Here is a 25,613-nt window from a genome sequence, read left to right as displayed (position 1 = left end):
AGTGTATGGACAAGGACTCGACCGGACAGGGATCGGACGCCGCGGCCTCGCCGAAGGGCTACATCGAGGAGGGCGGCTACGACCGCGACACGAACTACATCGGCGACCGCATCGTCGCCGACCCGGGCGCCGTCCGGGCGCTGCCCACGGAGGGGCCCGCGCGGGTGGGGCGCGTGGGCGGCGGCCTCGCCGAGGGTGCGGAAGCCTGGCCCGTGGAGGCCGGCCGCTACCGCCTCGTGGCGGCGCGGGCCTGCCCGTGGGCCAACCGCGCCATCATCGTCCGGCGCCTGCTGGGGCTCGAGGACGCGATCTCGCTCGGCCTGCCGGGACCCGTCCACGACGAGCGCTCGTGGACGTTCGACCTCGACGAGGGCGGCACGGACCCCGTGCTCGGCACGCACTGGCTCCAGGAGAACTACGTCGAGCGCTTCCCGGACTACCCGCGCGGCATCACGGTGCCCGCCCTCGTGGACGTGCCCACCGGCGGCGTGGTGACCAACGACTACCCGCAGATCACCCTGGACTTCAGCACCGAGTGGACCGCGTTCCACCGCGACGGCGCCCCGCAGCTGATCCCCGACGCCGGGCCCGAGCGCGACGAGATGTTCGAGGTCATCGAGCGCGTGTTCACCGAGGTCAACAACGGGGTGTACCGCTGCGGCTTCGCGGGGGAGCAGGAGTCCTACGGCGAGGCCTACGACCGGCTCTGGACCGCGATGGACTGGCTCGAGGAGCGCCTCACCACGCGCCGCTTCCTCATGGGCGCGACCATCACCGAGGCGGACGTGCGCCTGTTCACCACGCTCGCCCGCTTCGACCCCGTCTACCACGGCCACTTCAAGGCGAACCGGCAGAAGCTCGCCGAGATGCCCGCGCTGTGGGCCTACGCGCGTGACCTCTTCCAGACGCCCGGCTTCGGCGACACGATCGACTTCGACCAGATCAAGCACCACTACTACGAGGTGCACCGGGACGTGAACCCCACCGGGATCGTGCCGAAGGGCCCGGACCTGAACGGCTGGATGAGCGCGCACCGCCGTGAGGAGCTGGGCGGCCGCCCCTTCGGCGACGGCACCGCGCCAGGGCCCGTCCGCGAGGGCGAGGCCGTGGACCCGGAGCACACGCCGCTGCGCTGAGGGGCGGGGTCAGGATCGCCTTCCCTGCGTGGCGGGCGCCCCGATCCGGGACGAGGATGCTCGCATGAGCACCGACCTCCCCTCCGTCTCCGCCACCCACGACGCCGCCGAGCCCCACGCGCAGAACGGCCTGCAGCAGCGACTGAACTGGCTGCGCGCGGGCGTCCTCGGCGCGAACGACGGCATCGTCTCCGTCGCCGCGACCGTCGTCGGCGTGGCCGGGGCGACCACCGCGGTGGCTCCCGTCATGCTCGCGGGCGCGGCCGCCGTCGTCGGCGGGGCGGTGTCCATGGCGCTCGGGGAGTACGTGTCCGTCTCCTCCTCCTCGGACTCGCAGAAGGCGCTGATCCAGAAGGAGCGCCGCGAGCTCGCGGCGGACCCGGAGGGGGAGTTCGAGGAGCTCGTGGAGCTCTACGAGGCCGAGGGGCTGAGCCGGCCGACCGCGGAGTCCGTGGCCCGCGAGCTCACGGAGAAGGACGCCCTCACCGCGCACCTGCGCATGGAGCTCGGGATGCGCGAGGACGACGTCGTCAGCCCGTGGGCCGCGGCGGGCGCCTCCTTCATCGCGTTCCTGCTGGGTGCGCTGCTCCCGTTCCTCACCATCATCCTGGCGCCCGTGGACATCCGCGCGCCGCTCACCTTCGCGACGACGCTGCTCGCGCTCGCCGTGACCGGCGCCGTGGGCGCGTGGCTCGGCGGCGCCCGGCCGATCCCCGCGATGCTGCGCGTGGTCCTCGGCGGCGCGCTCGCCCTCGCGCTCACGTTCGCCGTGGGCGCGTGGCTCGGCACGAACGTGGTGTGACCGGGGTGGTGGCGGCATGACCGGGCCGACGCGCACGGTGCCCGGACGAACAGGGCCGGAACGGACCCCCGACGGGCACCACATCGTCGTGGACGGGCGGACGTGGCGAGCGCAGGACCCGCACATCCCCGAGGCCCTCGGGGCCGAGCTCGTGAAGGGGCTCATGGCCGCGCGTCGGCTCGTGACGACGGACCCGACGAGGGCGCGCCCCCGCGTGCAGGACGCGAAGGTGGCGCTGGGGGAGCGGGGCGAGCCGTGGTGGGAGCCCACGCCGGAGGGGACGCGGACGAGGCTGGCCGCGGCGATGCGCACCCTGCTGCGCGCCCGTGGCCAGGGCACGACCATCTGTCCCTCCGACGCAGCGCGCGTGGCCGGAGGCGAGGACTGGCGTGACCTGATGGACGCCGCGCGCGAGGTGGCCGCCGAGCTGCACGCGGACGGCGTCGCGGAGGTGCGGCAGAAGGGCAAGAGGGTGGAGGACCCGCGCGCCGCGCGCGGGCCGATCCGGCTCGCGGCAGGACCGGAGCTGGGGTGAGAGCCGGACTCTGCTGAGGCCGGCCGGGGCTTCCCCGGCCTCCGCGGCCGCTCGTACACCGGGTCCATGGGTGAGGGGGAGGACGAGTCCGGCGCCCCGCAGGCCAAGGACCCGGAGACGGACGAGGCCCTGCGTCGGGAGCACCGACCTCCGCGCGCGTCTCCACTCCACGGCGTCGCCCGCCCCGAGGGATTGTTGAACAATCCGCCCCGCTGGTCCATCATGGAGTGATCCAGGCGACACCGCGCGAGAGGACCCTTCCATGCACATCGACCTGAACAGCGACGTCGGCGAGTCGTTCGGCAACTGGACCATGGGCGACGACGCCGCCATCTTCCAGAGCGTCTCCTCCGCGAACGTGGCCTGCGGCTTCCACGCCGGCGACCCCTCGGGCATCGCGCAGACGTGCCGCGACGCCGTCGCGGGCGGCATCACGATCGGCGCCCACGTGGGCTACCGCGACCTCGCCGGCTTCGGCCGCCGCTTCCTGGACTGCTCGCCCACCGAGCTCGCCGACGACGTGCTCTACCAGCTGGGCGCCCTCGAGGCCCTGGCCCGCTCCGCCGGCGGCACCATCCGCTACGTGAAGCCGCACGGCGCCCTCTACAACACGATCGTCCACCACCAGGCGCACGCCCAGGCCGTCGTCGACGCCGTCAAGGCCTTCGGCGGCGACCTCCCGCTGCTGCTCCTGCCGGGCTCGACCGCCCTGGACAAGGCCGAGAAGGCCGGACTGCGCGGCGTCGCCGAGGCGTTCGCGGACCGCGGCTACACCCCCGACGGCACGCTCGTCTCGCGCCGCGAGCCCGGTGCAGTCCTCCACGACGAGGCCGAGGTGGCCGAGCGCATGGTGCGCCTGGCCACCGACGGCGTCCTCCGCGCCGTGGACGGCACGGATGTCCGCGTCGAGGCGGAGAGCATCTGCCTCCACGGGGACACCCCCGGCGCCGTCGCGATGGCCGCCGCCGTCCGGGCGGGCCTGGAGTCCGCGGGCGTCGAGATCCGGCCCTTCGCGTGAGCCGCCCCGCGTTCCGCGCGCCGACCCTGCGCTGGGCAGGACCCACCGCGCTGCTGCTCGAGTGCGCGAACCTGGGCGACGTGATGCGCCTGCATGCGCACGTCACCGCTCACCCCTTCCAGGGCCAGCGCGAGGCGATCGCCGCGGCCGAGACCGTCCTCCTCGTCTTCCGCACGCGCGGCGAGGCCCTGGACGCCTCCCGGGAGGTCGTCGGCATCGTCCCGGACGACCATGTGGCCGATGAGGCACGCACCGTCACCGTCGACGTCCTCTACGACGGCGAGGACCTCGCCGACGTCGCCGAGCTCACCGGGATGAGCGTGGACGCCGTGATCGCGGCGCACACGAGCGCCGACTGGTTCGGCGCCTTCGGCGGCTTCGCCCCCGGCTTCACCTACTGCGCCGCGGACCCCGCCCCGTTCGAGGTCCCCCGCCGCACGAGCCCGCGGACCGCGGTGCCGGCCGGCTCCGTGGCCGTGGCCGGGGAGTTCTCCGCCGTGTACCCGCGCGTCTCGCCCGGCGGCTGGCAGCTCCTCGGCCGCACCGACGCCGTCCTCTGGGACCTCGAGCGCGCCGAGCCGGCCCTGATCCGCCCCGGCGACCGTGTGCGCTACCGCGCCGTCCGCGAGCTCGCCACGCTCACCGCGGCCCCCGCCCCCGCTCCGGCCCGGGCCGACGACGCGGCGCCCGCCGCCGACCGCCCCGGCCTGACAGTGGTGGAGCCCGGCATGCAGTCGCTCATCCAGGACCTCGCCCGCCACGGCTGGGGCGATCTCGGCGTCACGCCGTCCGGCGCCGCCGACCGCACGGCGGCACGCCAGGCCAACCGGATCGTCGGCAACACCTCCGGCGAGGCCGTCATCGAGACGCTCCTGGGCGGGCTCACCCTCACGGCCCGCGGGACGCAGGTGCTCGCGCTGACCGGCGCGGAGGCGCGCGGCGCCATCACGGCCGTGCCCGCCAACCTCGGCCCCGCGACGCGCCCCGCCCCCGTGGGCGTCCCGTTCGCCCTCCTGGACGGCGAGACCCTCACCCTCGAGGAGCCGGCCGCGGGCCTGCGCACCTATGTGGGCCTGCGCGGCGGGATCGACGTGCCGCTCGTGCTCGGCAGTCGCGCCACGGACGTGATGTCCGGGATCGGCCCGAAGCCGCTGGCCGCGGGCACCCGCGTCGACCGCCGTCTGGACCCGGGCCACGCCCTCGTGGGCGATCCCGAGCCGCCCGTGCGCGTCACCCCGACCGCCGGCTCCGTCACGGAGCTGCGCATCGTGCTGGGCCCCCGCGACGACTGGTTCGACGCCGCCTCGATCGATCGCCTCACCACGCAGGAGTGGCTCGTCACCGCCGAGTCCAACCGGATCGGCGTGCGCCTGGCCGCCCCCGAGGACGGCGCCCCGCTCGTGCGCTCCCGCGAGGGCGAGCTCGCGAGCGAGGGCGTGTTCACGGGCTCGCTGCAGGTGCCGCCCTCGGGGCAGCCCGTCCTGTTCCTGGCCGACCACCCGGTGACGGGCGGCTATCCGGTGATCGCCGTCGTCGCCCCCGAGGACCTCGGCGCCGCAGCCCAGCTCCCCCCGGGCGCCCGCGTGCGCCTCACCCCCATCTCCGTGACGGACCCCGCGCCCGTCGACCCCGCTGTCACCGACCCCGCCGAGGAGGCCTGAGCCATGCCGCAGCTCACCAAGATCCTGATCGCCAACCGAGGCGAGATCGCCGTGCGCGTCGCGCGCGCCTGCCGTGACCACGGCCTGGCCTCCGTCGCCGTGTACTCGGACCCGGACGCGGACGCCCTGCACGTGGCCGTCGCCGACGAGGCCTTCCACCTGCCCGGCACCTCCTCCGCCGAGACGTACCTGGACATGGATGCGCTCATCGACGTCGCCCGCCGCGCGGGCGCCGACGGCGTGCACCCGGGCTACGGCTTCCTCTCCGAGAACGCGGACTTCGCCCAGAAGGTCATGGACGCCGGCATGACCTGGATCGGCCCCACCCCGCAGGCGATCCGCGACCTGGGCGACAAGATCACCGCCCGCGCGATCGCCCAGCGTGCCGGCGCCCCGCTCGTGCCCGGCTCCGACGGCCCTGTGGAGTCCCCCGCCGAGGCGCGCGCCTTCGCGGAGGAGCACGGCCTGCCGATCGCCATCAAGGCGGCCTTCGGCGGCGGCGGCCGCGGCATCAAGGTGGTCCGCGAGCTCGACGACGTGGAGGACGCCTTCGCCTCCGCCACCCGTGAGGCCGTGACGGCCTTCGGCCGCGGCGAGTGCTTCGTGGAGCGCTTCCTGGACCGGCCGCGCCACGTGGAGGCCCAGGTCCTGGCGGACACGCACGGCACCGTCGTGGTGGTGGGCACGCGTGACTGCTCCCTGCAGCGCCGCAACCAGAAGCTCGTGGAGGAGGCCCCCGCCCCGTTCCTCACGGATGAGCAGCGCACCCGCATCCACGAGTCCGCCCGCCGCATCTGCGCCGAGGCCGGCTACACCGGCGCCGGCACCGTGGAGTACCTCGTCGCCCCGGACGGGCTCATCAGCTTCCTCGAGGTGAACACCCGCCTGCAGGTGGAGCACCCCGTCACCGAGGAGACCACCGGCGTGGACCTCGTGGGCGAGCAGTTCCGCATCGCGGCGGGGGAGCGGCTCTCCCTCACCGAGGACCCGAGGCCGCGCGGCCACGCCCTCGAGTTCCGGCTCAACGCCGAGGACCCGGCCATGGGCTTCCTGCCCTCGCCCGGCCCGGTGGAGGTGTTCGAGTCCCCGACCGGCCCCGGCATCCGCGTGGACTCGGGCGTGCGCTCCGGCTCCGTGGTGCCCGGCCACTACGACTCGCTCATGGCCAAGCTCATCGTGTGGGGTGCGGACCGCCCCCAGGCCATCGCCCGCGCGAAGGACGCCCTCGCCGAGCTGCGCATCGAGGGCCTGCCCTCCGTGCTGCCGTTCCACCGCGCCGTCCTGGACGACGAGGACTTCACCCGCGCGGACCGGATGGGCGTGTACACCACGTGGATCGAGTCGGCCTTCGCCGCCGAGCTCGAGTCCTCGCCGTACCTCGGCGCCGCCGCGCCGGAGAACACGCGCACCCAGATGACCGTGGACATCGACGGCCGGGCCGTCCGCCTGGGGCTGCCGTCCGCCGTCCACGCCGCGCTCCTGGGCGGGGGCGGCTCCCGGGGCCGCGCGGCGCTCGCCGCCGCCCCCGCGGCGGAGGACGCCGGTGCCGTCACGGCCCCCATCACCGGCTCGCTCGTGGCGTGGAAGGCCGACGACGGCGCGCAGGTCGCCGCGGGCGACGTCGTGGCCGTGATGGAGGCCATGAAGATGGAGACCACCGTGAAGGCTCCGTCCGCCGGCGTCTTCCGCCGCGAGTCGCTCGAGCCCGGCACCGCCCTCACCCGAGGCCAGCGGCTGGGCGTCGTGGGCGGATGAGGCTCGGCAGCAGCGGTCCCCGGCGTCCCGATGGCGCCGGGAGCCCGCCCTCCCTGGAGCCCGCCGCCGTCGGGGCCGCCCGGCGCGTGCGCGAGCGCATCGCCGCCGCGCAGCTGGCCCCGGGCACGCGGCTGGGGGAGGTGGCGCTCGCCGCGGAGCTGGGCGTGAGCCGCAACAGCCTCCGAGAGGCCTTCGCGGCGCTCGCCGCAGAGCACCTGCTGGTGCGCATCCCGCACCGCGGCGTGTTCGTGGCCCACCCCACGGAGGCCGACGTCTCCGAGATCTTCCGCACCCGCCGCGTGATCGAGCTGAGCGCGCTCCGCTGGGGCAGCCCGGATCGCATCGCCGTGGAGGAGCTGGCCGAGATCGCCCGCCTGGCCGCCGACGCGGACCGGGAGCCCCGCCTGCTCGGCGACGTGAACCACCGGCTCCACGCGGCGATCGTCCGGCTGCTGGACTCCCGCGACCTCGAGGCCGTCATGGACGGCGTCCTCGCCCGCCTGCGCCTCGCGTTCCAGCCGATGGACGTCCTGACCGACCTCCACCCGCGCTTCGCCGCGCGCAACCGCCGGCTGGCCGAGCTCATCGCGGACGGGGAGCTCGAGTCCGCGGCCGAGATCCTGGGCCCCTACCTCGACGAGGCCGAGCACACGGTGCTCGAGCACCTCGGCTCCCGCGGCGGACGGCCGGGCCCGCAGCTCCCCGCCAGCGGCTGACGGCCCACGGACGACGAGACGCCCTCCCGGTCCGCTGTGGACCGGGAGGGCGTCTCGTCGTCCGCGCGGGGTGCGAGCGGTCAGCCCGCGAAGAGCTGGAGCATGGGCTGGAAGGCGCGCACGGCGATGAACACCGAGAGCAGCCACGCGAGCACGCCCACCGCGATGAGCCACACCGGGTAGCGGTATCCGCCCATGAGGTCGCGGCGGAAGGCGGCGACGATGAGCAGCACGGCGAAGCCCACCGGCAGGATCAGGGCGTTGAACGCGCCGGCGAACACCAGCAGCGTGGTGGGCGCCTGGCGCAGCACCAGGTACAGCACCGCGCACACCACGATGAACCCCACCGTCAGCAGGTTGCGGGTCCGGTCCGAGGTGGTGGACTTCGTGATGAAGGAGACCGAGGTGTAGGAGGCACCGATCACCGAGGTGAGGGCGGCGGCCCAGAAGATCACGCCGAACATGCGCAGGCCGACCTCGCCGGCGGCGGCCTGGAAGGCGTGGGCGGCCTGGTTCGTGGTGCCCAGGTCCGCGCCGGAGGCCACCACGCCGAGGACGGCGAGGAAGAGCAGCACGCGCATCAGGCCGGTGATGATGATCGAGAGCACGGAGCTGTTGGTGATGGACTTGACGCTGTCCACGCCGGAGACGCCCGAGTCGATCATGCGGTGCGCGCCGGCGTACGTGATGTAGCCGCCCACGGTGCCGCCGACGAGGGTGGCCAGCGCGAGGAACATGCTCTGGTCCAGGTTGCCGACGTTCACGGACTGGGTCAGCGCCTCGCCCACCGGCGGGTTCGAGACGATCGCCACGTAGAGCATCAGGGCGATCATGAGGGCGCCCAGGATGACGACGATGCGGTCCAGTGCGGCGCCGGCGCGCTTCGAGAGGAAGATCGCGATGGCGATCAGGGCGGAGACGGCGCCGCCGATCAGGGCGTCCGCGCCGAGCATGGCGTTGAGGCCGAGGCCGGTGCCGGCGATGTTGCCGATGTTGAAGACCATGCCGCCGATGAACACGAGGGCGGAGAGCAGCCAGCCGAGGCCGGGGAGCACGCGGTTGGCCAGCTCCTGCGCACGCAGGCCGGCGACGCCGATGACGCGCCACACGTTCATCTGAACGGCGATGTCGATGAGGATCGAGACCAGGATCGCCAGGGCGAACGCGGCGCCGAGCTGCACCGTGAACGTGGAGGTCTGGGTGATGAACCCGGGGCCGATCGCACTCGTGGCCATGAGGAACATGGCGCCGAGCAGGGCCGTGCGGCGCTGGGGGGAGGAGAGGGCGGTGGAGCCCTGGGCGGGCGTGCTCTGCGTCGTCCCCTGCGGGGCGGGAGCGGGATGTGCCATGGGGGGCCTTCCGGAGGAGTGGGGAGCGCGCGGGGGTCCCGGCAGGGGTGATTCCTGTCACGTGGCGCGAAGGTGACGGTACATGTTGTTCAACAATCTGGCCAGTCATCCGGCGGTGCCGGAGGAGTGTCCCGGCGTGGACGTGACGTTCCGCCGCCGCGCGTGGGGGCTGCCACGGAGGTCTGACATGGGAGAGTCTTCTGCATGGCATCGTCGTCCCCGGCCCCCCATCCCGCCTCGGAGGAGGAGCGGGCCGGCCTGGCCCGCCTTCTGGAAGATCCGCTCCAGACGAGTGAGACCAGCCGGGACGAACGACTCGCGTGGGGCGTGACGGTGGCCGCGATGCTGGCCGCCCAGTCCAGGCTCGAGGCCTCCCTGCGCCGGGAGTGCGGCGTCACGCCCTTCGAGTACCACCTCCTGATGGTGCTCCTCGGCGAGGACGGCGATCCCGAGTCCGGCGAGGTGGCCATGAGTGTGGCGGCCACCCGCGTGAGCTCCTCCCTCTCCCGTCTGTCACACGTGGTGCGCCGGCTCGAGGCGCGCGGCTGGCTGGCCAGACGCCCCTCCGCCACCGACGCCCGCGTCACCCTGGTGCGCCTCACGTCCGAGGGCCTCGAGCGTGCCGTGCGGTGCTCGGCGGTCTACACCCGCCTGGTGGGTGAGATATGGGTGCAGCACCTGGACGAGACGGACGTCCGTGACGCCGCGCGGGTGTCCGCGAAGGTCCTCGCGGGCCTGCGTGAGGACCACTGGATCCTCCCGCTCGCGTCCGAGGCGTCCGCCGACGCCGACGCGCGCAGGTCCGCCGGGCCGGGTCCGCGCGCCGGCTCCTGATCCGTGCTCCGGCACGTCGCCGCGCTCCTTCGGACCGAGTTTGGTCCGCATGGGGTGCTCCCCGTAAGATGGGACGGCGCACGCCGCGTTGTTCTCATTCTCCCTGCCCTTGGGCGTGGGGGCTGGGTCGGAAAAGCAACGCGCTCCCGCAGACCGGATCCCGGTGACGTCCCCTCCCGTGGGGCGAGCCGGGGCTCACCGTTCACACCAGCGATCCCATAAGGCACTTCGGTTGGCTCTCACCCAGCCTGGTCCACCTTTTCGAGAAGTCGCAGTAAGAGTGCGGTGTCCACACCCGGGGCGGGGCTCACAGGTTGTCCCTGGACGACGAGTCCGGGGCGCAGCGCACTGCGGGTTCCGCCCGTCCTTTTACTACTACTTGCCACGAGGAGTGATCATGGCAGCACACTGCCAGGTAACCGGGGCTGGGCCGGGATTCGGCCACAGCATCTCCCACTCGCATCGCCGCAACAAGCGTCGGTTCGACCCGAACATCCAGAAGAAGACCTACTGGGTCCCGTCCCTGCGCCGCAACGTCACGCTGACGCTGTCGGCCAAGGGCATCAAGACCATCGACGTGCGCGGCATCGACGCCGTCATCGCGGATCTCATCGCGAAGGGAGTGAAGTTCTGACATGGCCAAGGACAAGGACGTTCGTCCGATCATCAAGCTGAAGTCCACCGCCGGCACGGGCTACACCTACGTGACGCGCAAGAACCGCCGCAACAACCCGGATCGCATCACCCTGAAGAAGTACGACCCGGTGGTCCGCAAGCACGTCGACTTCCGAGAGGAGCGCTGAGATGGCCAAGAAGTCCATGATCGCCAAGAACGAGCAGCGCAAGGCCATCGTCGCCCGCTGGGCCGAGAAGCGCGCCGAGATGCGCAAGACCCTGGTCGACCCCGACGCCTCGGACGAGGCCCGCGAGGCCGCCCGCATCGGCCTGCAGAAGATGCCCCGCGACGCCTCGCCGGTGCGCGTGCGCAACCGCGACGTCATCGACGGCCGCCCCCGTGGCACCTTCCAGCGCTTCGGCATCTCCCGCGTGCGCTTCCGCGACATGGCGCACCGTGGCGAGCTGCCCGGCGTGACCAAGTCCTCCTGGTGACCTGAGGCGCCGGGCCCCTCGGCCCGGTGCGTCGGAGACCGGCCCTCGACGGCCGTCGCCACCCCGCCGACGGCGGTGGGCGCCATCCCTGCGGTGGCCCCACCGCCGTCGGCGTTCGTGCACCTGGGGGCGTTCCGGCCCGGAATTCGCGGAATCACGCCGCTCAGATGGGGCGGAGGCCGGACGCAGGTGGTACGTTCGCAACTGGCAGCCCGGGTCGATCGGCCCGGGTCCGACATCAACGTCCCACAGGGAGGACCCCATGGCCATGAACCGCAAGGATCTCGTCGCCGCCGTCGCTGAGCGCGCCGGCACCACCCAGTCCGCCGTCAGCGACACCGTGGATGCGCTCTTCGAGGTGCTCTCCGCTCAGGTGAAGAAGGGCGAGAAGGTCTCGATCCCCGGCTGGCTCGCCGTCGAGCGCACCGAGCGCAAGGAGCGCACCGGCCGCAACCCCCGCACCGGCGAGGAGATCACCATCCCGGCCGGTCACTCCGTGAAGGTCACCGCCGGCTCCAAGCTCAAGGCCGCCGCCTCCGAGTGATCGGTCCCGGTGCCTGAGCGCCTCGTGACGAGGCGGCCGGCACGGCCCAGACGGGCGCCCCGCACGCGCGGGGCGCCCGTCGTCGTCTCGGCGGGCGATCTCCGGACTGCGTCCGCGTCCACGAGGCGTAGAATCGAGGGCACCGCCGGTCCCGCGACGTAGGGGGGAGGAGCCCGCCATGGAACACGCGTCCCCGCGTGTCGTCCGCGGCCCCGCCCGCCTGCTGCGAGGCTGGGCCGGCGCCTCCGCGATGACCCTGCTCGCCGCCCTGTTCCACACGGCCGCCTCCCCGGGCCACGGCGCTCCGGGGCCGGGCCTGCTGCTCGCGAGCACCGTCCTCGCCGCCCCGCTGTGCACCGCCCTCGCCGGCCGCGCCCTGAGCCTGTGGCGCACCGTGGCGGCCGTGATCGGGGCGCAGGGCCTCTTCCACGCGCTGTACGGCCTCTCCCACGGCGGGCACTCTGTGGCCGCCGCCTCCGCCGAGCACGCCGGCCACCTCGGCCGCGCCACGGCCGGGGGAGCGCCGCTGCTCGCGGTGGTGCCCGGACCGGCGTCGGCCGGGGCGCCGACGGACGCCGGGGCGGCCATGCTCGCGGCGCACCTCGTCGCCGCCATCCTCACCGTGGCGGTGCTGCGCTGGGGCGAGCGCGCCGTCGTGGCGCTCGCGGAGCGCGTCCTGGAGACCACCCTGATCCTGTGGGCCAGCGCCCCCGTCCCCGCCCCGGCCCGCCCCGCGGGTCGCCCGGCCCCGCGCGCCGCGGGCCCCGTGGAGTCCCTCCTCGTCCTCAGCACGCCGGGTCTGCGCGGGCCGCCCTTCGCCCTCGCGGCCTGATGGCGTCCCGTGGGCGCGGGCCGCACGCGCCCCCACCCGCTCTGCATCTCGGCCCCGGCCGCGGCACGTCCGCGCCACCGAGGGCCGGGGAGGACACCATGCACCCCCACACCCCCGTCTCAAGCCCCGACTCGACCCCCGTCTCCATCCCCCGCCACTCCCGCATCGCCCTGCGCGCCGCCGCCGGGCTCGCGCTGCTCCCCGCCCTGGCCCTGGCCGGGGCGACGCCGGCCGCCGCGCACGACGAGCTGGTCAAGGCCGTCCCCGCGCAGGGGGCGTCCGCAACCGACGCGCCGTCCGAGGTCTCGCTGACCTTCAGCGGCGACCTGATCGACGGCCAGGGCATCAAGAACCTGGCGCAGGTGCGCGACGCGCACGGCAGTCAGTGGCAGGCCGGCCCCGGCACCGTCGACGGGCCCACCCTGAGCGTGCCCCTGTGCGAGGGCCTGCCGAACGGCGCGTACGACGTCGCCTACCGCGTGGTCTACTCGGACGGCCACTCCGAGGAGCAGACCTACGCGTTCACCGTGGAGGACCCCGCCGCCCCGGCCGAGGGCACCGCGCCCGAGGGCTGCGGCGTGGCCGCCGCCGGCACCTCTACCCCCGCATCGACGTCTCCGGCCGCCGGGGAGTCCTCGGCGCCGTCCGAGTCCACCACAGCCGGCTCCACCGCGTCCGACCCGGCGGCGTCGTCCGCCGCGGCCGCGAACGCACCGGCCTCGGCCGAGGACGAGGGGCTGCCCGGCTGGGTGTGGCCTCTCGGCATCGGCGGCCTGCTGGTGCTGGGCCTCGGCGCGCTCGCGCTGCACCGCAAGGCCACGGCGCTCGGCCACCTCGACGCCGACCGCTGAGCGCTCTCCCACCGCCTCACCGACGCCAGCCGCCCCCGGACACCCGGGGCGCGCGGCCGCGACGTCGTCCCCGCATCTCCGGCGCGTCCTCGCGCCCTTCCTTCTGAAAGACACCGACATGCCCTCGAACACCACCCATCCCTCCTCCCGTCCCTCCTCCCGCCTCGGCCTCGCCGCCGTCCTCGCCGCCTCGGCCCTCACCCTGAGCGCGTGCACCGGCGGCGCCGAGCCCGCTCCGACGTCCAGCGCTGCGGCCGGCTCGGCGGCCACGGTCTCCGCCTCCTCCGCCCCCGGTGCCGCGTCGTCGTCGCCGGCCGCGTCCGGCTCCGGCACCGCCGCCTCCGAGGGCGCCCAGGCCGCGTCCCTGCGCGTCGTGGACCCGTGGACCAAGGCCGTCGACGGCGCCATGACCGGCTCGTTCGGCACGCTCGAGAACGCGTCCGACGCCCCGCTCCACATCGTCTCCGTGACCTCGCCGTCCGCTCCCCGCGCGGAGCTGCACGAGATGGCCGACGGCCCGAACGGCCAGAAGGTCATGCGCGAGACCGAGGACGGCCTCACCGTGCCGGCCGGGGGCTCGCTGGAGCTCGTGCCCGGTGGCCGTCACGTCATGCTCATGGGCCTCACGGACCCCGTGGAGCCGGGCGAGGAGGTCGCCTACACGCTGACCCTCGAGGACGGCTCCACGCTCGACGTGCGGTCTCTCGCCCGCCCGTTCACGGGGGCGAACGAGTCCTACCACGGCGGTGAGGCGGGGTCGGCGGCCCCCTCCTCCCTGGACCACTCGGGGATGGAGCACGGCACCTCGTCCGCCGCGGCGCCGGGATCGGCCGGCCATGGAGACCACTGACCCCACCCGACGCGGGCTCCTCTTCGGCGCCGGAGCGCTCGGCGGGGGCATGCTCGGATCCGCCCTGGGGTTCGGCGCCGGCCACGCGGCCGGCGCCCCCGGGTCGGCGGCCCCCGCTCCGGGGACCCCGTCCGCCTCGCCCTCCGACGTCATGGACGACACCGGCCTCGAGGGCGCCGAGCCCGGCTCCGGCTGGGCCGAGCCGGGCGGCGAGGCGGCGCGCGTCGCGGTCAGCTCGCCTGTGGGCACGGACACCGTGCCGTTCCACGGACCGCGCCAGGCCGGCGTCGACACCCCCGCCCAGACGCATGCCCTGTTCCTCGCGCTCGACCTCGAGCCGGGGACGGACCGTGAGCGGATCGGCCGACTGCTGCGCCTGCTGAGCGATGACGCCGCCCGCCTCACACAGGGGCGGGCGACCCTGGCCGACACCGAGCCCGAGCTCGCCGCCGCGCCCGCACGGCTGACGGTGACGTTCGGCTTCGGGCCGGAGCTGGTGCGGCGGGTGAAGCCGGCGGCCGTCCCGGAGTGGCTGGGGCCGCTGCCGGCCTTCCCCGAGATCGATCGGCTCGAGGCACGCTTCAGCGGCGGTGACCTGCTGCTGCAGATCTGCGGCGACGACCGCGTCTCGGTGGCGCACGCCCGCCGGATGCTCCTCAAGGTCGCGCGACCGTTCGCGGGGCTGCGCTGGTCGCAGGAGGGGTTCCGCTCCGCCCGCGGCGCGCACCCCACCGGCACCACGATGCGCAACCTCTTCGGCCAGGTGGACGGGACGGCGAACCCCGCCGCCGAGACGCCGCACCTCGACCGCGTGGTCTGGGGCGTCGGGGCCGAGCAGGTGGGCATCAGCCCGTGGATCACGGACGGCACGTCCCTGGTGCTGCGGCGGATCGACATGCTCATGGACACGTGGGACGAGCTGGACCGCCCGGCGAAGGAGAAGACGATCGGCCGCACCCTCGGCACGGGCGCCCCGCTCACCGGGGAGGCGGAGGGGGATGCGCCGGACTTCGCGGCGCTCGGCCCGGCCGGGTTCCCCGTCATCCCGGAGGACTCCCACCTGGCCCGCGCCCGGATGGACGTCCCCGAGTACGGGATGCTCCGGCGCGGCTACAACTACGACGACGGCCCGACCGGTGCCGGACTCCTCTTCGCCGCCTACCAGGCGGACGTGGAGCGGCAGTTCGTCCCGGTGCAGCGGCGGCTCGCCGAGTCCGACCGGCTCAACATCTGGACGCGCCCGGTCGGTTCCGCCGTGTTCGCGATCCCGCCCGGCTGCGCCGAGGGCGGCTTCGTGGGCGACGTCCTGTTCGCCTGATCCTCCGCCCCTGCTGATTGAATGGATCCCATGCCCTCCGCTCCCGCTTCCCCCGCCGACGCGCCCGCGTCGGCCGCACCGCGCTCCACGGATCCCAGGACCGTCGGCCGCGTCGGCGTGCCCGCGTGGGTGTGGCCCGTGGCCGCGGCCGCCGGCGTGCTCGCGCTCGTGCTGACCGCGTGGTTGACCGGCGTCTCCGCGGCCCGCGCGCTCTCGGACCCCGGCCCGATCACGCGGTGGGGCGTGCCGCTCGCGACGGCGGTCTCCCACACCGCCATGGCCCTCACCATCGGTGCGACCATCCTGGCGGCCGGGATCCTTCCCCCGCACGCGGCCGGCGCGGAACGGCGGCACCGCTCGGGCGCCCAGCGCCGTGCCGACGCCGCCGCGGGGCCGCTGCCGGAGCACCCGGCCTTCGCGCGGGTGATGCAGGTGGCCGCGTGGGCGGCGGGGACGTGGACGGTGGCGGCGCTCGCCGTCGGGATCCTCTCCTACTCGGACCTGGCCGGCATCCCGGTGACCGCGGGGCAGGGGTTCACGGACGGGCTCCTGGCCTACGCGGCCTCCATCTCCGTGGGCCGCGCGTGGTTCTGGGTCACGGTGATCGCCGCCGTGGTGACCACCCTCGTGATCGCGGTGCGCTCCCACTCCGGGCTGTTCTGGACCGGCATCCTCGCGATGCTGGCGATCGTCCCGCTCGCGCTGATCGGCCACGCGGCCGGCGGCGACGACCACTACGCCGCCGTGAACTCGATCGGCCTGCACCTGATCGGCGTCGTCACGTGGGTGGGCGGCCTGCTCGCGCTCGCCGCGATCTCGAGCACGCTGACCGGGCCGAACGGGGCGCAGGGCCACGGCGCGAGCACCCGCCGCCAGGGCCCCGCGCCCCTGCTGCACACCGTGGTCTCCCGCTACTCCCTCCTCGCCGGGCTGGGCCTGGTGACCGTGGTGCTGTCCGGCATCGTGAACGCCGCGCTGCGCATGGAGCACCTCTCCCAGCTGGCCAGCCCGTACGGCCTCGTCGTCGTCGCCAAGGCCGTGGCCGCCGTGGTGCTCGGCGCCATCGGGCTCGTGCACCGGCGCAGCATCATCCCCCGCTTGGGCGCGGACGGGGAGGCGGAGAGCCCGGCCGCGGCCCGCCGACTGCTGTGGCAGCTGATCGCGGTGGAGGCGGTGATCATGGCGGCCGTCATGGGCGTCTCCGCCGTCCTCGCCCGCACCGCGCCGCCCAAGCCGGAGGAGCTGGCCCCGGACGCCACCCCCGCCCGCATCCTCACCGGGTACGAGATGCCCCCCGAGCTCACGCCCGAGCGCTGGTTCACCCTGTGGCGCTTCGACTGGCTGTGGGTGGCCATCATCGCGTTCCTGGCCGTGTGGTACGTCCGCTCCACCCTCCAGCTGCACCAGCGCGGCGACCGCTGGCCCGTGCTGCGCACCCTCTCCTGGCTCACGGGCCTCGCCGTGCTCCTGTGGGCGACCTCCGGCGCTCCCGCGGTGTACGGCATGGTGCTGTTCAGCGCGCACATGGTGGGCCACATGACGCTGACCATGATCGTGCCCCTGTTCCTCGTGATGGGCGCCCCCATCACGCTCGCGCTGCGCGCCCTGCCCTCGCGCACGGACGGCACGCGCGGGCCGCGCGAGTGGATCCTGTGGATCGTGCACTCGCCGTGGGGCCGGTTCATCACGAACCCGATCGTGGCGGGGGTGAACTTCGCCGGGTCGATCCTCGTCTTCTACTACACGGACTTCTTCCGGTTCGCCCTCGAGGAGCACGTGGGGCACGAGTTCATGAACGTGCACTTCCTTCTCACCGGGTTCATCTTCGCCCTGGTCATGGTGGGCTCGGACCCGCTGCCCGACCGCCCGGCGTACCCGCTGCGCCTCGTGCTGCTGCTGGCCACCATGGTGTTCCACGCGTTCATCGGCGTGGCCATGACCTCCTCCACGGGCCTGCTCCAGGCCTCGTGGTTCGGCAACCTCGGCCGGGACTGGGGTCCGCCCGCCCTCGAGGACCAGCGCATCGGCGGCGGCATCATGTGGGGCATCGGCGAGTTCCCCACCGTGGCCATGGCCGTGACCGTGGCGGTGCTCTGGTACCGCAGCGACACGAAGAACGCCGTGCGCCTGGACCGCAAGGCCGACCGGGACGGCGACGCCGAGCTGAACGCGTGGAACGCCATGTACGCGAACCTGAACCACGCGCCGGCCCCGGCGGACGGGTCTCCCTCCGTGGGAGCCCCGCCCGTCCGCGCGTCCGCCGCCGAGACCCCCGCCGCCGAGAGCGCCGGCGCGGCGAGCCCCGCCGACCACCCCCAGGAGCCCCAGCATGGCCGCTGACCCGCGTCCCCACCGTCCCTCGTCCCGGGCCCCGCGGCGCCGCGCACTCGCCGGGATCGCGGCGGCGTCCGCGCTCGTCCTCGCGGGCTGCGGCGCCGACGACGCCGGCGACGGGGGCGACGCGGGCGCCGGTCCGTCCCCCGGCGCGTCCGTGCCCGCTGCCGAGGCCAGCTCCGCCGCCGCCGGGCTGGACCTGGGGGACCGGCCGGACCAGCGCATGGCCGAGGCCGCCGCGCTGCGGGCCGCGACCTTCGGCTTCATCCGGCAGCAGGCCGCCTCGGAGCAGGAGATCGCCGCGGCGCGCGAGGACAGCCGCCAGCGGCAGGCCGACGGCGGCCGCACCACGGTGGAGCCCGCCTCCTGCAAGCCGCCCCTCGCGGCTCTCGACTTCTCGCCGATCCTGCTCGACCAGGAGGAGGTGACGCGCGTGGACGTGGGCGCGGACTCCTTCTCCGGCACCGGAACGGTGGAGGTGGCCACGCTCGACGGCCCGGGGCGCCAGCAGGTGGAGCAGCATCTGCAGACCGCGAACAGCCTGCTGGCCGACTGCCGGCAGATGGACATGACGGTGCGCGAGGGCGGCGGCACCGAGGACTACCGACTCCTCACCCGGCCCGCCGAGCTCTCGGACGGCTCGCCTGCCCAGTCCGGCCTCGTGTGGCAGCGCTCGCTGGCCTCGGAGGAGTCCCCGCAGCTGACCGCGCAGGTGCTCACCGCCGTCGCCGGCGACCACGTGGTGATGGTGTCCTTCTCGGGGCAGGACCAGGCCGGGGAGCGGCAGTTCACCCTGATGGCCGAGGAGATCCTGGCCGCGGCGCTGCGCGCGGGCTGACCGCCGCGCTCTCGGGCAGCGAGGTGCGGCCGGCCGGGCGGCCGCGGTGGCCGGAGCCGCCGCGGCCCGCGGCCCCGGCTTTGCGACGCGGCATGTCGTGACCCGCGGGGCGGGGGACCACAATGGACGCCATGACGTCGCAGAATGCCTCCTCGCCCACCCTCTCCGTGCCGCGCACGAGCGCCCGCGTGCGGGCCTCCGAGCTCGTGGGCCGCGGCTGGCTCAACACCGGCGGGGAGACCGTCACCCTCGCGGACCTGCGCGGCAAGATCGTGATCCTCGACTTCTGGACGTTCTGCTGCATCAACTGCCTCCACGTGCTGGACGAGCTGCGCCCCCTGGAGGAGGAGTTCTCGGACGTGGTGGTGACCGTGGGCGTGCACTCGCCCAAGTTCGAGCACGAGGCGGACCCGGCGGCGCTCGCGGCCGCCGTCGAGCGCTACGCGATCGCCCACCCCGTGCTGGACGACCCCGAGCTGACCACGTGGCAGGCCTACTCGGCGCGCGCGTGGCCCACCCTCGTGGTGGTGGACCCCGAGGGGTGCATCGCCGCCACCCTCTCCGGTGAGGGCCACGTGGCGGGCCTGCACTCCCTCGTGCAGGAGCTCGTGGCGGAGCACGAGGCCAAGGGCACCCTGCACCGGGGCAGCGGGCCGTACGTGCCGCCGGCCCCGGTGGCGCGGGACCTGAAGTTCCCCGGCAAGGCCGTCTCGCTCGGCGGGCGCGGCTCGCAGCCGGGCGCGTTCCTCGTGGCGGACACGGGACACCACCGGATCGTCGAGGTCGCCGAGGACCTCACCACCGTGCTGCGCGCGTGGGGCGGCGGGGACCCGGCGCAGGCCTCGGCGGAGGCGGCCGGGCTCGCCCTCCCGACGCCGGGCACGCGCGGGCACCGCGACGGCGGCCCGGAGACCGCCCTCTTCAACGAGCCCAACGGCCTGCTCGTGCTGCCCGAGGACGTGGCGGCCCGGCTCGGGTGCGACGTGCTGGTGGCCGACACCGTGAACCACCGCCTGCGCGGTCTCTCGCTCACCACGGGCGAGGTCACCACCCTGGCCGGCAACGGCGTGCAGCGCCTGATCGACTCCGAGCGGGCCAAGGCCGCGGCCGGCGCCGACGGGGCGGACCCCGCGGACGGCCCCGCCGTCGACCTGGGCGTGATCGAGGCGGACCCGCTGACCGTCTCCCTCTCCTCGCCGTGGGACCTCGCGTGGGACGGCGCGGCCGGGCGCGTGGTCGTGGCGATGGCCGGCACGCACCAGCTCTTCTCCTTCGACCCCGAGGCGCGCCGCCTCGCGGTCTTCGCGGGCACCGGCCTCGAGGGTCTCACCGACGGCGCCGCCGCCACCGCGTGGTTCGCGCAGACCTCCGGCCTCTCCTACGGCCCGGACGCCACCCTGTGGGCCGCCGACTCCGAGACCTCCGCGATCCGCTGGGTGCGCGAGGCGGACGGGGAGCGCACGGTGGGCACCGCCGTCGGGACGGGCCTGTTCGACTTCGGCTTCGTGGACGGCGAGGCCGCCCAGGCCCGGCTCCAGCACCCGCTCGGGGTGACCGCGCTGCCGGACGGCTCCGTGCTCGTGGCGGACACGTACAACGGGGCGATCCGCCGGTACGCGCCCGCCGGCGAGGACGCCGCCGGCCGCCCGACGCCGGCCGTGGTCTCCACCCTGGCGCGGGGTCTCCAGGAGCCCTCCGACGTGCTCGTGGAGGAGGACGCGGAGGGGAACGCGAGCGCGATCGTCGTCGTGGAGACCAACGCGCACCGGCTCGTGCGGATCGGCGTGCCCGAGGAGTACCTGAGCGTGGACGAGGGCGCGCGCCAGACGCAGCGGCCCCGCACGCCGATGGTGGCGGGCGAGGTGACGCTGGGGATCGGCTTCGCGGCGCCCTCCGGGCAGAAGCTCGACGACCGCTGGGGCGACCCCACGCAGCTCAAGGTCTCCTCCTCGCCGGAGGAGCTGCTCCTCGAGGGCGCGGGCACGTCCACGGGGCTGAGCCGCACGCTGCGCCTGAACCCGGACGTCCCCGAGGGCGTCCTGCACATCACCGCGCGCGCCGCGGCGTGCGACGGCGAGAAGGGCCAGCCGATCCCGGACCACGCGGCCTGCCACCTGTACCAGCAGGACTGGGGGATCCCCGTGAGCGTGCACGCCCCCGGGCAGGCCCCGGAGGGTGCGGAGTCCCGCCTGGACCTGGACCTGCGCGGGATACACTGAGCCCGACGTCCCACCGCCGACCCGAAGGGTGCGCAGTCCCATGACCACGCTCATCGTCGCCTCGTCCCACCACGGCTCCACCCGCGAGATCGCCGAGCGCGTCGCCGAGGTGCTGCGGACCAGCCAGTCCGTGGAGACCGTCGTGGAGGATCCCGCCGGCGCCGGCGCCTGGCTGGACACCGCGGACGCCGTCATCGTCGCCGCGCCCGTGTACACCGGCTCCCTCGACGCGGAGGCCAAGCACTTCCTGGACTCTCGCCGCGCCGAGCTGTCCCTGCGCCCGCTGGTCATCCTGGCCTCCGGCGGCGCCCCGGAGCCGCTGCCCAAGGTCGCCGCGCAGCTCGAGACCTACGGTGCCCGGGACGTGGCCTACTTCCGCGGGGCCCTCGTGGAGGAGCGGCTCAGCTGGATCGAGCGCATGAAGCTGAAGGTCTCCAAGAACGAGCACTACGGCGACTTCCGCGACTGGGACGCCATCGAGCGCTGGGCCAAGTCCCTCACGCACCACGGCGTGCGCTGACCCCGCGGCGCCTCCACCGACGACGTCGGCCCGCACCCTCCTGAAGGAGGGGGCGGGCCGATGTCGTCCCCGGCGCGGGTCAGCGGCCGAACAGCCCGCCCAGCAGCCCGCCGCCGCGGCGGCTGCGCGTGCCGAACACGCCGCGCACCACCTCGCGGCCCAGCTGTGTGCCGGCCGACTTCACGAAGTTGCCCATGGCCCTCTCGAACTCGCTGGGCTTCTCGGCCTCCCGCCGCGCGCGCTCGGCGGCCTTCTCCTCCTCGCGGCGCATCTTCTCGAGGTCGCCGAGGTCGACCCCGGAGACCACCGTGCCGCCGTCGGCGCGCCCGTCCGCCAGGCGGGCGTCCTCCCCGCGGGCGCTGCCGCCGGTGGCGGGAGCCTCCGCGGCCTCGGCCGCCAGCTTCTCCGCCGCGGACTCCCGGTCCACGGCCGTGCCGTACTCCGCCATGAGCGGGGAGGCCGCCACGATCGCCTGCATGGCCTCGGCCGCGGCGGGCTCCATGGCCGACTCGGGGGACCACATGCGAGTCAGCGCCACGGGCGTCGGGGCCCCGTCCGGATCCATCACCGTGACCACGGCCTCGCCGACCTTCGCGGAGGTGAGGACCTCGGCGAGGTCGTAGTCCGTCGTCGGGAAGGTCTGGACGGTCTGCTTGAGCGCCTTGGCGTCCTGCGGGGTGAAGGCGCGCAGCGCGTGCTGGACGCGGTTGGCCAGCTGGCCGAGCACCTCGGCGGGCACGTCCTGCGGCGTCTGGGTGACGAAGAACAGGCCCACGCCCTTCGAGCGGATGAGCCGCACGGTGGTCGTGATGGAGTCCAGGAACGCGTCCGAGGCGCCCTTGAAGATCAGGTGCGCCTCATCGAGGAAGAACACGAGCTTGGGCTTGTCCAGGTCGCCCGCCTCGGGGAGCTCGGCGAAGAGGTCGGCCAGCAGCCAGATCATGAAGGTGGAGAACAGCTGCGGCTTGGTGGCCAGGGTGGGCAGCTCGAGGGCCGAGATCACGCCGCGGCCGTCCGGGGCCACGCGCAGCAGCTCGGCGGTCTCGAACTCGGGCACGCCGAAGAAGCGGTCCATGCCCGCGGCCTCCAGGCCCGTGACCTCGCGCAGGATCACGTTGGCGGTGGCCTTCGCGACGCCGCCCAGGCCCTTGAGGTCGTCCTTGCCCTCGTCGCTGGTCAGGTGGGTGACCACGGCCTTGAGGTCCGTCAGGTCGTCCAGCGGCAGGTCACGCTCGTTCGCCCAGTGGACCATGAGCTGCAGGCAGGACTCCTGGGTCTCGTTGAGGTCCATCACGCGGGAGAGCAGCAGAGGGCCGAAGGCGTCCACGGTGGCGCGCACCGGCACCCCGACGCCGTCGCCGCCCAGGGCGAGGAACTCGACCGGGTAGGCGCGCGGCTCCCACGGCATGCCGGTGGCGGCGGTGCGCTCGGAGAGCTTGTCCGAGGCCGTCCCGGCGGTGGCCAGGCCGGAGAGGTCGCCCTTCACGTCCGCGAGGAACACGGGGACGCCGGCCTTCGAGAGCTGCTCGGCCATCATCTGCAGCGTCTTCGTCTTGCCCGTGCCGGTGGCGCCGGCCACGAGGCCGTGGCGGTTCATCATGCGCAGCGGCAGGCGCACGGGCACCTCGGGGTGCACCTCGCCGTCCACGACGGCGGCCCCCAGCGTGAGTGTGGGGTCCTCGAAGGTGTAGCCCTGGCGGATGGACTCGAGCAGGCCGTCGCCCGCGGTGTTCTCGCTCATGCGGCTCATCCTAGGGCGCACCCCGGCCGTGGCACGTGCGCCGCCGGCGGGCGGGCTCGGCACGGTCAGGCCAGCACGAGCGCCACACCGATCATCGCCGGGATCGCGACGACCGTGGTCACCAGGATGGTGTCCTTCGAGACGCGCAGGCCGGCGTCGTAGCGCACGGCGGAGACGTACACGTTCTGCGCCGTGGGCAGGGAGGCCAGCACGACGGCGACGAACACGTGCCGGGCGTCGAGCCCGAACACGAACTGGGCCAGCACCCAGGCCAGCAGCGGGTGGACGAGCAGCTTCACGGCCGAGGCGATCAGCACGTCCGCCCGACGGCCGCCGGCCCGTGCGAGCGGACGCGAGCCCACGAGCGACATGCCGAACGCGAGGAGCATGGCCGGGATGGACAGCCCGCCGATCAGCTCGACGGACTGCATGAGCGGCCCCGGAAGCGCCCAGCCGGTGACGGAGAAGAGCAGGCCGAGCATCGCGCCCACGACCATGGGGTTGCGGGCGGTCTGGCCGAGCTGGGCGAGCGCCGCCCGTCCGGGGGAGCGGCGCACGGCCCGCCGGCCGGAGGCCCGCTCCTCGGCCTCCCGTGCCGTCGTGACGTCCATGGCGGCCACGTACAGCGGCGTGTAGACCGCCAGCTGGAAGATGAGCGCCGGCGCGGCGAGGGCCGCGTCGCCGAGCACGTACGTGGCGATCGGGATGCCCAGATTGGCCGAGTTGACGAGGGACGAGCTCAGGGCGGCCATGACGCGCTCCGAGGGCGGCCGGACCTTGAGCAGGGGCACCGTGACGGCCAGGTACACGCCCGCGGCGGCGAGCGCGGAGATCGCGGCCACCCACAGCTGGGGGCCCAGCACGGCGGCGACGTCCGCGCGGGAGAGGGTGACGAAGAGCAGGGCGGGGTTGCCCACGAAGAACGCGGTGCGCGAGAGCACCGTGCGGGCGTCCTCGCCGAGCACGCCCGTGCGCCCCACGAGGAAGCCGACGGCGATGATCACCCACACCACGGCGAAGCCGGAGAGGACCTGCTGCACGTCGGGCCTCCTTCCGGGGAGTCGCGGGGGACGGTGTCGTGAGACCAGGGCTCGCGCCGGGGCTGCCGGGGCCTCGCGGCGGGCCGCGCGCACACGGCCCGCACAGGGTACCCCGGGCGGGGCGCTCGAGACGGGTGCCGGCGTCGTGAGGGGCCGTGCGCACGAGGAAGGGGCCGGATCCTGGTGGATCCGGCCCCTTCGGTGGAGCGGGCGACGGGAATCGAACCCGCGTATCTTGCTTGGGAAGCAAGCGCTCTACCATTGAGCTACGCCCGCGCAACCGCTCGGCTCTCGCCTGCGGCGCGGATACCACCCTACACCAGCGCCCGCACTCAGGCCGTCGCGTGCCCCTGGCCTGCAGCGGCGGCCCGCTCCCTCGCCCGCTTCGCGCGGGATCGGCCGAAGCCGTCCGCGTAGCGGGCCAGCACGGGGCCTGCCACAGCGAGGAGGAGCACGTAGGCCGTGGCGAACGCCGACACCTCGGGCGGCATGGACCCGGAGGCCACGGCCAGGCCCGCGATGACGATGGAGAACTCGCCGCGGATGGTCAGCGTGGCGCCCGCCCGCCAGCGGCCGGCGACGCCGATGCCCGCCGCGCGCGCCGCGAGGTAGCCCGTGGCCACCTTCGTGGCGGCCGTGACGACGGCGAGGACGAGCGCGCCCAGCAGCACGGGCGGCAGGGCGCGCGGGTCCGTGTTCATCCCGAAGAGCACGAAGAAGAGGGCGGCGAAGAGGTCCCGCAGCGGCTCGAGCACGGAGCGGGCCTGCTTGGCCGCGGCCCCGGAGATCGCGATGCCCAACAGGAACGCGCCCACGCCGGCGGACACCTGGAGCGCCCCCGCGAGGCCGGCCACGAGCAGGGCGAGACCGAGGAGCTTGAGCAGGAACGTCTCCTGGTCCGGGGACTGGACGAGCCGGGAGATCTGCGGGCCGAACCGCAGGGCGGCGAGCAGGACCACGGTGACCACCACCAGGGCGACGCCCACCGCCGTGAGCCCGGCCATGAGGGCGCTGCCGGCCACGAGGGCCGTCATGAGCGGCAGGTAGACGGCCATGGCGAGGTCCTCGAACACGAGGATGGAGAGCATCACGGGGGTCTCGCGGTTGCCCACGCGCCCCAGGTCGCCGAGCACCTTCGCGATGATGCCGGAGGAGGAGATGAACGTGATGCCGCCCAGCACCACCGCGCCCACGGCACCCCAGCCGAGCAGGAGGCCGGCGAGCGCGCCGGGGGTGACGTTGAGGACCACGTCGAGCAGGCCGGCCTTCCAGGAGCCGCGCAGCCCCCCCACGAGCTCGCGGGCGGAGTACTCCAGGCCCAGCATGAGCAGGAGGAGCACCACGCCGATCTCGCTGGCCAGGTGGCTGAACTCGGCGATCGGCTCCATGGGGCCGTGCACCACCCCGGCCTCGTCCGCGGTGGGGAACAGCAGCCCGGCGACGCCGATGAGCAGCCCGCCGAGCAGGTAGAGCGGCACGGGGGACATGCCGATCCGCCCGGCCAGGCGCCCGAGCATGCCCAGCAGCAGCAGGACCGCGCCGAGCTCGATGAGCGCGAGGACGGTGGTGTCCATGGGCGCTCCTCTCCGGGGTCGGCGTGCGCGGGGCGG

25 protein-coding genes and 1 tRNA gene are annotated in these 25,613 nt (G+C 74.5%); 21 read left to right on the top strand and 5 right to left on the bottom strand.

Translation table 11 applies throughout. The features are described from left to right. The first annotated feature begins 5 nt into the window (after positions 1 to 5). The 8 genes from AAG742_RS09765 (at position 6) to AAG742_RS09730 (ending at position 7,623) form a co-directional block, all read left to right on the top strand. A complete protein-coding gene (locus AAG742_RS09765; protein WP_298712414.1) occupies positions 6 to 1,136 on the top strand; it encodes a glutathione S-transferase C-terminal domain-containing protein in 1,131 nt (376 codons plus the stop codon). Between the two features lie 64 nt (positions 1,137 to 1,200). Continuing rightward, positions 1,201 to 1,938, top strand: a complete 738-nt coding sequence (locus AAG742_RS09760; RefSeq protein WP_298712416.1) for a VIT family protein — start codon at positions 1,201 to 1,203, stop codon at positions 1,936 to 1,938. Positions 1,939 to 1,954: 16 nt separating this feature from the next. Next, on the top strand, positions 1,955 to 2,473 hold the full coding sequence (locus AAG742_RS09755) for a DUF3253 domain-containing protein (protein WP_298712419.1): 519 nt from the start codon (positions 1,955 to 1,957) through the stop codon (positions 2,471 to 2,473). Between the two features lie 66 nt (positions 2,474 to 2,539). After that, positions 2,540 to 2,704 carry a hypothetical protein gene (locus tag AAG742_RS09750; protein ID WP_298712422.1) on the top strand — a complete coding sequence of 55 codons (165 nt, stop codon included), beginning with the start codon at positions 2,540 to 2,542 and terminating at the stop codon, positions 2,702 to 2,704. Between the two features lie 31 nt (positions 2,705 to 2,735). Beyond that, positions 2,736 to 3,491 (top strand): 5-oxoprolinase subunit PxpA, encoded by a 756-nt coding sequence (locus AAG742_RS09745; protein ID WP_298712425.1) that lies wholly within the window; start codon positions 2,736 to 2,738, stop codon positions 3,489 to 3,491. Beyond that, a complete protein-coding gene (locus AAG742_RS09740) occupies positions 3,488 to 5,152 on the top strand; it encodes an urea amidolyase family protein (protein ID WP_298712426.1) in 1,665 nt (554 codons plus the stop codon). The genes AAG742_RS09745 and AAG742_RS09740 overlap by 4 nt, the downstream gene beginning before the upstream one ends. Before the next feature lie 3 nt (positions 5,153 to 5,155). Continuing rightward, on the top strand, positions 5,156 to 6,907 hold the full coding sequence (locus AAG742_RS09735) for a biotin carboxylase N-terminal domain-containing protein (RefSeq protein ID WP_298712428.1): 1,752 nt from the start codon (positions 5,156 to 5,158) through the stop codon (positions 6,905 to 6,907). An 86-nt stretch (positions 6,908 to 6,993) separates the two neighbouring features. Beyond that, positions 6,994 to 7,623, top strand: a complete 630-nt coding sequence (locus AAG742_RS09730) for a GntR family transcriptional regulator (RefSeq protein ID WP_298712432.1) — start codon at positions 6,994 to 6,996, stop codon at positions 7,621 to 7,623. An 80-nt stretch (positions 7,624 to 7,703) separates the two neighbouring features. On the opposite strand, the gene AAG742_RS09725 is transcribed toward AAG742_RS09730, so the two are convergent. Next, on the bottom strand, positions 7,704 to 8,972 hold the full coding sequence (locus tag AAG742_RS09725) for an NRAMP family divalent metal transporter (protein ID WP_298712435.1): 1,269 nt from the start codon (positions 8,970 to 8,972) through the stop codon (positions 7,704 to 7,706). Positions 8,973 to 9,176: 204 nt separating this feature from the next. On the opposite strand from AAG742_RS09725, the gene AAG742_RS09720 reads away from it, so the two are divergent. The 13 genes from AAG742_RS09720 (at position 9,177) to AAG742_RS09660 (ending at position 21,222) form a co-directional block, all read left to right on the top strand. Next, positions 9,177 to 9,806, top strand: coding sequence for a MarR family winged helix-turn-helix transcriptional regulator (locus AAG742_RS09720; RefSeq protein WP_298712437.1), 630 nt, complete (start codon positions 9,177 to 9,179; stop codon positions 9,804 to 9,806). 397 nt (positions 9,807 to 10,203) lie between these two features. After that, on the top strand, positions 10,204 to 10,440 hold the full coding sequence (rpmB, locus tag AAG742_RS09715; protein WP_248116269.1) for a 50S ribosomal protein L28: 237 nt from the start codon (positions 10,204 to 10,206) through the stop codon (positions 10,438 to 10,440). Position 10,441: 1 nt separating this feature from the next. Continuing rightward, a complete protein-coding gene (gene rpmG, locus AAG742_RS09710; protein ID WP_017488899.1) occupies positions 10,442 to 10,609 on the top strand; it encodes a 50S ribosomal protein L33 in 168 nt (55 codons plus the stop codon). 1 nt (position 10,610) lies between these two features. Beyond that, positions 10,611 to 10,916, top strand: a complete 306-nt coding sequence (gene rpsN, locus AAG742_RS09705; protein WP_248116271.1) for a 30S ribosomal protein S14 — start codon at positions 10,611 to 10,613, stop codon at positions 10,914 to 10,916. A gap of 262 nt (positions 10,917 to 11,178) precedes the next feature. Next, on the top strand, positions 11,179 to 11,460 hold the full coding sequence (locus AAG742_RS09700; RefSeq protein WP_248116273.1) for an HU family DNA-binding protein: 282 nt from the start codon (positions 11,179 to 11,181) through the stop codon (positions 11,458 to 11,460). A gap of 178 nt (positions 11,461 to 11,638) precedes the next feature. Beyond that, positions 11,639 to 12,292, top strand: coding sequence for a hypothetical protein (locus tag AAG742_RS09695; protein ID WP_298712440.1), 654 nt, complete (start codon positions 11,639 to 11,641; stop codon positions 12,290 to 12,292). 98 nt (positions 12,293 to 12,390) lie between these two features. Then, positions 12,391 to 13,143: a copper resistance CopC family protein gene (locus AAG742_RS09690; RefSeq protein ID WP_298712442.1), complete on the top strand. Its 753-nt coding sequence runs from the start codon at positions 12,391 to 12,393 to the stop codon at positions 13,141 to 13,143. Between the two features lie 118 nt (positions 13,144 to 13,261). Then, positions 13,262 to 13,993 carry a copper chaperone PCu(A)C gene (locus AAG742_RS09685; RefSeq protein WP_298712445.1) on the top strand — a complete coding sequence of 244 codons (732 nt, stop codon included), beginning with the start codon at positions 13,262 to 13,264 and terminating at the stop codon, positions 13,991 to 13,993. Then, positions 13,980 to 15,311 carry a Dyp-type peroxidase gene (locus tag AAG742_RS09680; protein ID WP_298712448.1) on the top strand — a complete coding sequence of 444 codons (1,332 nt, stop codon included), beginning with the start codon at positions 13,980 to 13,982 and terminating at the stop codon, positions 15,309 to 15,311. Before AAG742_RS09685 ends, AAG742_RS09680 begins: the two co-directional genes overlap by 14 nt. A 30-nt stretch (positions 15,312 to 15,341) precedes the next feature. Next, positions 15,342 to 17,651 carry a cytochrome c oxidase assembly protein gene (locus AAG742_RS09675; protein WP_298712451.1) on the top strand — a complete coding sequence of 770 codons (2,310 nt, stop codon included), beginning with the start codon at positions 15,342 to 15,344 and terminating at the stop codon, positions 17,649 to 17,651. Continuing rightward, entirely contained in the window at positions 17,641 to 18,483 is an 843-nt protein-coding gene (locus AAG742_RS09670) for a hypothetical protein (RefSeq protein WP_298712454.1), read from the top strand. Before AAG742_RS09675 ends, AAG742_RS09670 begins: the two co-directional genes overlap by 11 nt. A 131-nt stretch (positions 18,484 to 18,614) precedes the next feature. Further along, positions 18,615 to 20,702, top strand: coding sequence for an NHL domain-containing thioredoxin family protein (locus AAG742_RS09665; protein WP_298712457.1), 2,088 nt, complete (start codon positions 18,615 to 18,617; stop codon positions 20,700 to 20,702). A gap of 40 nt (positions 20,703 to 20,742) precedes the next feature. Further along, the gene (locus tag AAG742_RS09660) at positions 20,743 to 21,222 is read left to right on the top strand and encodes a flavodoxin domain-containing protein (RefSeq protein WP_298712460.1); all 480 of its coding nucleotides are present in this window, start codon (positions 20,743 to 20,745) and stop codon (positions 21,220 to 21,222) included. Positions 21,223 to 21,301: 79 nt separating this feature from the next. Here AAG742_RS09660 and AAG742_RS09655 read toward each other — a convergent pair whose 3' ends face one another. The 4 genes from AAG742_RS09655 to AAG742_RS09640 all read right to left on the bottom strand — a co-directional run bounded on the left by AAG742_RS09655 (position 21,302) and on the right by AAG742_RS09640 (position 25,577). Further along, positions 21,302 to 22,963, bottom strand: a complete 1,662-nt coding sequence (locus tag AAG742_RS09655) for a helicase HerA-like domain-containing protein (RefSeq protein ID WP_298712465.1) — start codon at positions 22,961 to 22,963, stop codon at positions 21,302 to 21,304. Between the two features lie 65 nt (positions 22,964 to 23,028). Beyond that, on the bottom strand, positions 23,029 to 24,003 hold the full coding sequence (locus tag AAG742_RS09650; protein ID WP_343282096.1) for an AEC family transporter: 975 nt from the start codon (positions 24,001 to 24,003) through the stop codon (positions 23,029 to 23,031). A gap of 202 nt (positions 24,004 to 24,205) precedes the next feature. Beyond that, positions 24,206 to 24,279, bottom strand: a tRNA-Gly gene (locus tag AAG742_RS09645). Positions 24,280 to 24,335: 56 nt separating this feature from the next. Then, a complete protein-coding gene (locus AAG742_RS09640; RefSeq protein ID WP_298712471.1) occupies positions 24,336 to 25,577 on the bottom strand; it encodes a cation:proton antiporter in 1,242 nt (413 codons plus the stop codon). Positions 25,578 to 25,613: the final 36 nt, after the last annotated feature.

This window comes from Micrococcus sp. 2A, assembly GCF_039519235.1.
In the GTDB taxonomy this organism is placed as follows: domain Bacteria; phylum Actinomycetota; class Actinomycetes; order Actinomycetales; family Micrococcaceae; genus Micrococcus.
The sequence above is the reverse complement of the archived record's forward strand: the minus strand, read 5'-3'. Positions and strand labels throughout refer to the sequence as shown.

Coding starts and splice junctions, on each gene's coding strand:
- AAG742_RS09765 (WP_298712414.1), top strand. CDS start 6: ATGGACAAGGACTCGACCGGACAGGGATCGGACGCCGCGGCCTCGCCG.
- AAG742_RS09760 (WP_298712416.1), top strand. CDS start 1,201: ATGAGCACCGACCTCCCCTCCGTCTCCGCCACCCACGACGCCGCCGAG.
- AAG742_RS09755 (WP_298712419.1), top strand. CDS start 1,955: ATGACCGGGCCGACGCGCACGGTGCCCGGACGAACAGGGCCGGAACGG.
- AAG742_RS09750 (WP_298712422.1), top strand. CDS start 2,540: ATGGGTGAGGGGGAGGACGAGTCCGGCGCCCCGCAGGCCAAGGACCCG.
- AAG742_RS09745 (WP_298712425.1), top strand. CDS start 2,736: ATGCACATCGACCTGAACAGCGACGTCGGCGAGTCGTTCGGCAACTGG.
- AAG742_RS09735 (WP_298712428.1), top strand. CDS start 5,156: ATGCCGCAGCTCACCAAGATCCTGATCGCCAACCGAGGCGAGATCGCC.
- AAG742_RS09725 (WP_298712435.1), bottom strand. CDS start 8,972: ATGGCACATCCCGCTCCCGCCCCGCAGGGGACGACGCAGAGCACGCCC.
- AAG742_RS09720 (WP_298712437.1), top strand. CDS start 9,177: ATGGCATCGTCGTCCCCGGCCCCCCATCCCGCCTCGGAGGAGGAGCGG.
- rpmB (WP_248116269.1), top strand. CDS start 10,204: ATGGCAGCACACTGCCAGGTAACCGGGGCTGGGCCGGGATTCGGCCAC.
- rpmG (WP_017488899.1), top strand. CDS start 10,442: ATGGCCAAGGACAAGGACGTTCGTCCGATCATCAAGCTGAAGTCCACC.
- rpsN (WP_248116271.1), top strand. CDS start 10,611: ATGGCCAAGAAGTCCATGATCGCCAAGAACGAGCAGCGCAAGGCCATC.
- AAG742_RS09700 (WP_248116273.1), top strand. CDS start 11,179: ATGGCCATGAACCGCAAGGATCTCGTCGCCGCCGTCGCTGAGCGCGCC.
- AAG742_RS09695 (WP_298712440.1), top strand. CDS start 11,639: ATGGAACACGCGTCCCCGCGTGTCGTCCGCGGCCCCGCCCGCCTGCTG.
- AAG742_RS09690 (WP_298712442.1), top strand. CDS start 12,391: ATGCACCCCCACACCCCCGTCTCAAGCCCCGACTCGACCCCCGTCTCC.
- AAG742_RS09685 (WP_298712445.1), top strand. CDS start 13,262: ATGCCCTCGAACACCACCCATCCCTCCTCCCGTCCCTCCTCCCGCCTC.
- AAG742_RS09680 (WP_298712448.1), top strand. CDS start 13,980: ATGGAGACCACTGACCCCACCCGACGCGGGCTCCTCTTCGGCGCCGGA.
- AAG742_RS09675 (WP_298712451.1), top strand. CDS start 15,342: ATGCCCTCCGCTCCCGCTTCCCCCGCCGACGCGCCCGCGTCGGCCGCA.
- AAG742_RS09670 (WP_298712454.1), top strand. CDS start 17,641: ATGGCCGCTGACCCGCGTCCCCACCGTCCCTCGTCCCGGGCCCCGCGG.
- AAG742_RS09665 (WP_298712457.1), top strand. CDS start 18,615: ATGACGTCGCAGAATGCCTCCTCGCCCACCCTCTCCGTGCCGCGCACG.
- AAG742_RS09660 (WP_298712460.1), top strand. CDS start 20,743: ATGACCACGCTCATCGTCGCCTCGTCCCACCACGGCTCCACCCGCGAG.
- AAG742_RS09655 (WP_298712465.1), bottom strand. CDS start 22,963: ATGAGCGAGAACACCGCGGGCGACGGCCTGCTCGAGTCCATCCGCCAG.
- AAG742_RS09640 (WP_298712471.1), bottom strand. CDS start 25,577: ATGGACACCACCGTCCTCGCGCTCATCGAGCTCGGCGCGGTCCTGCTG.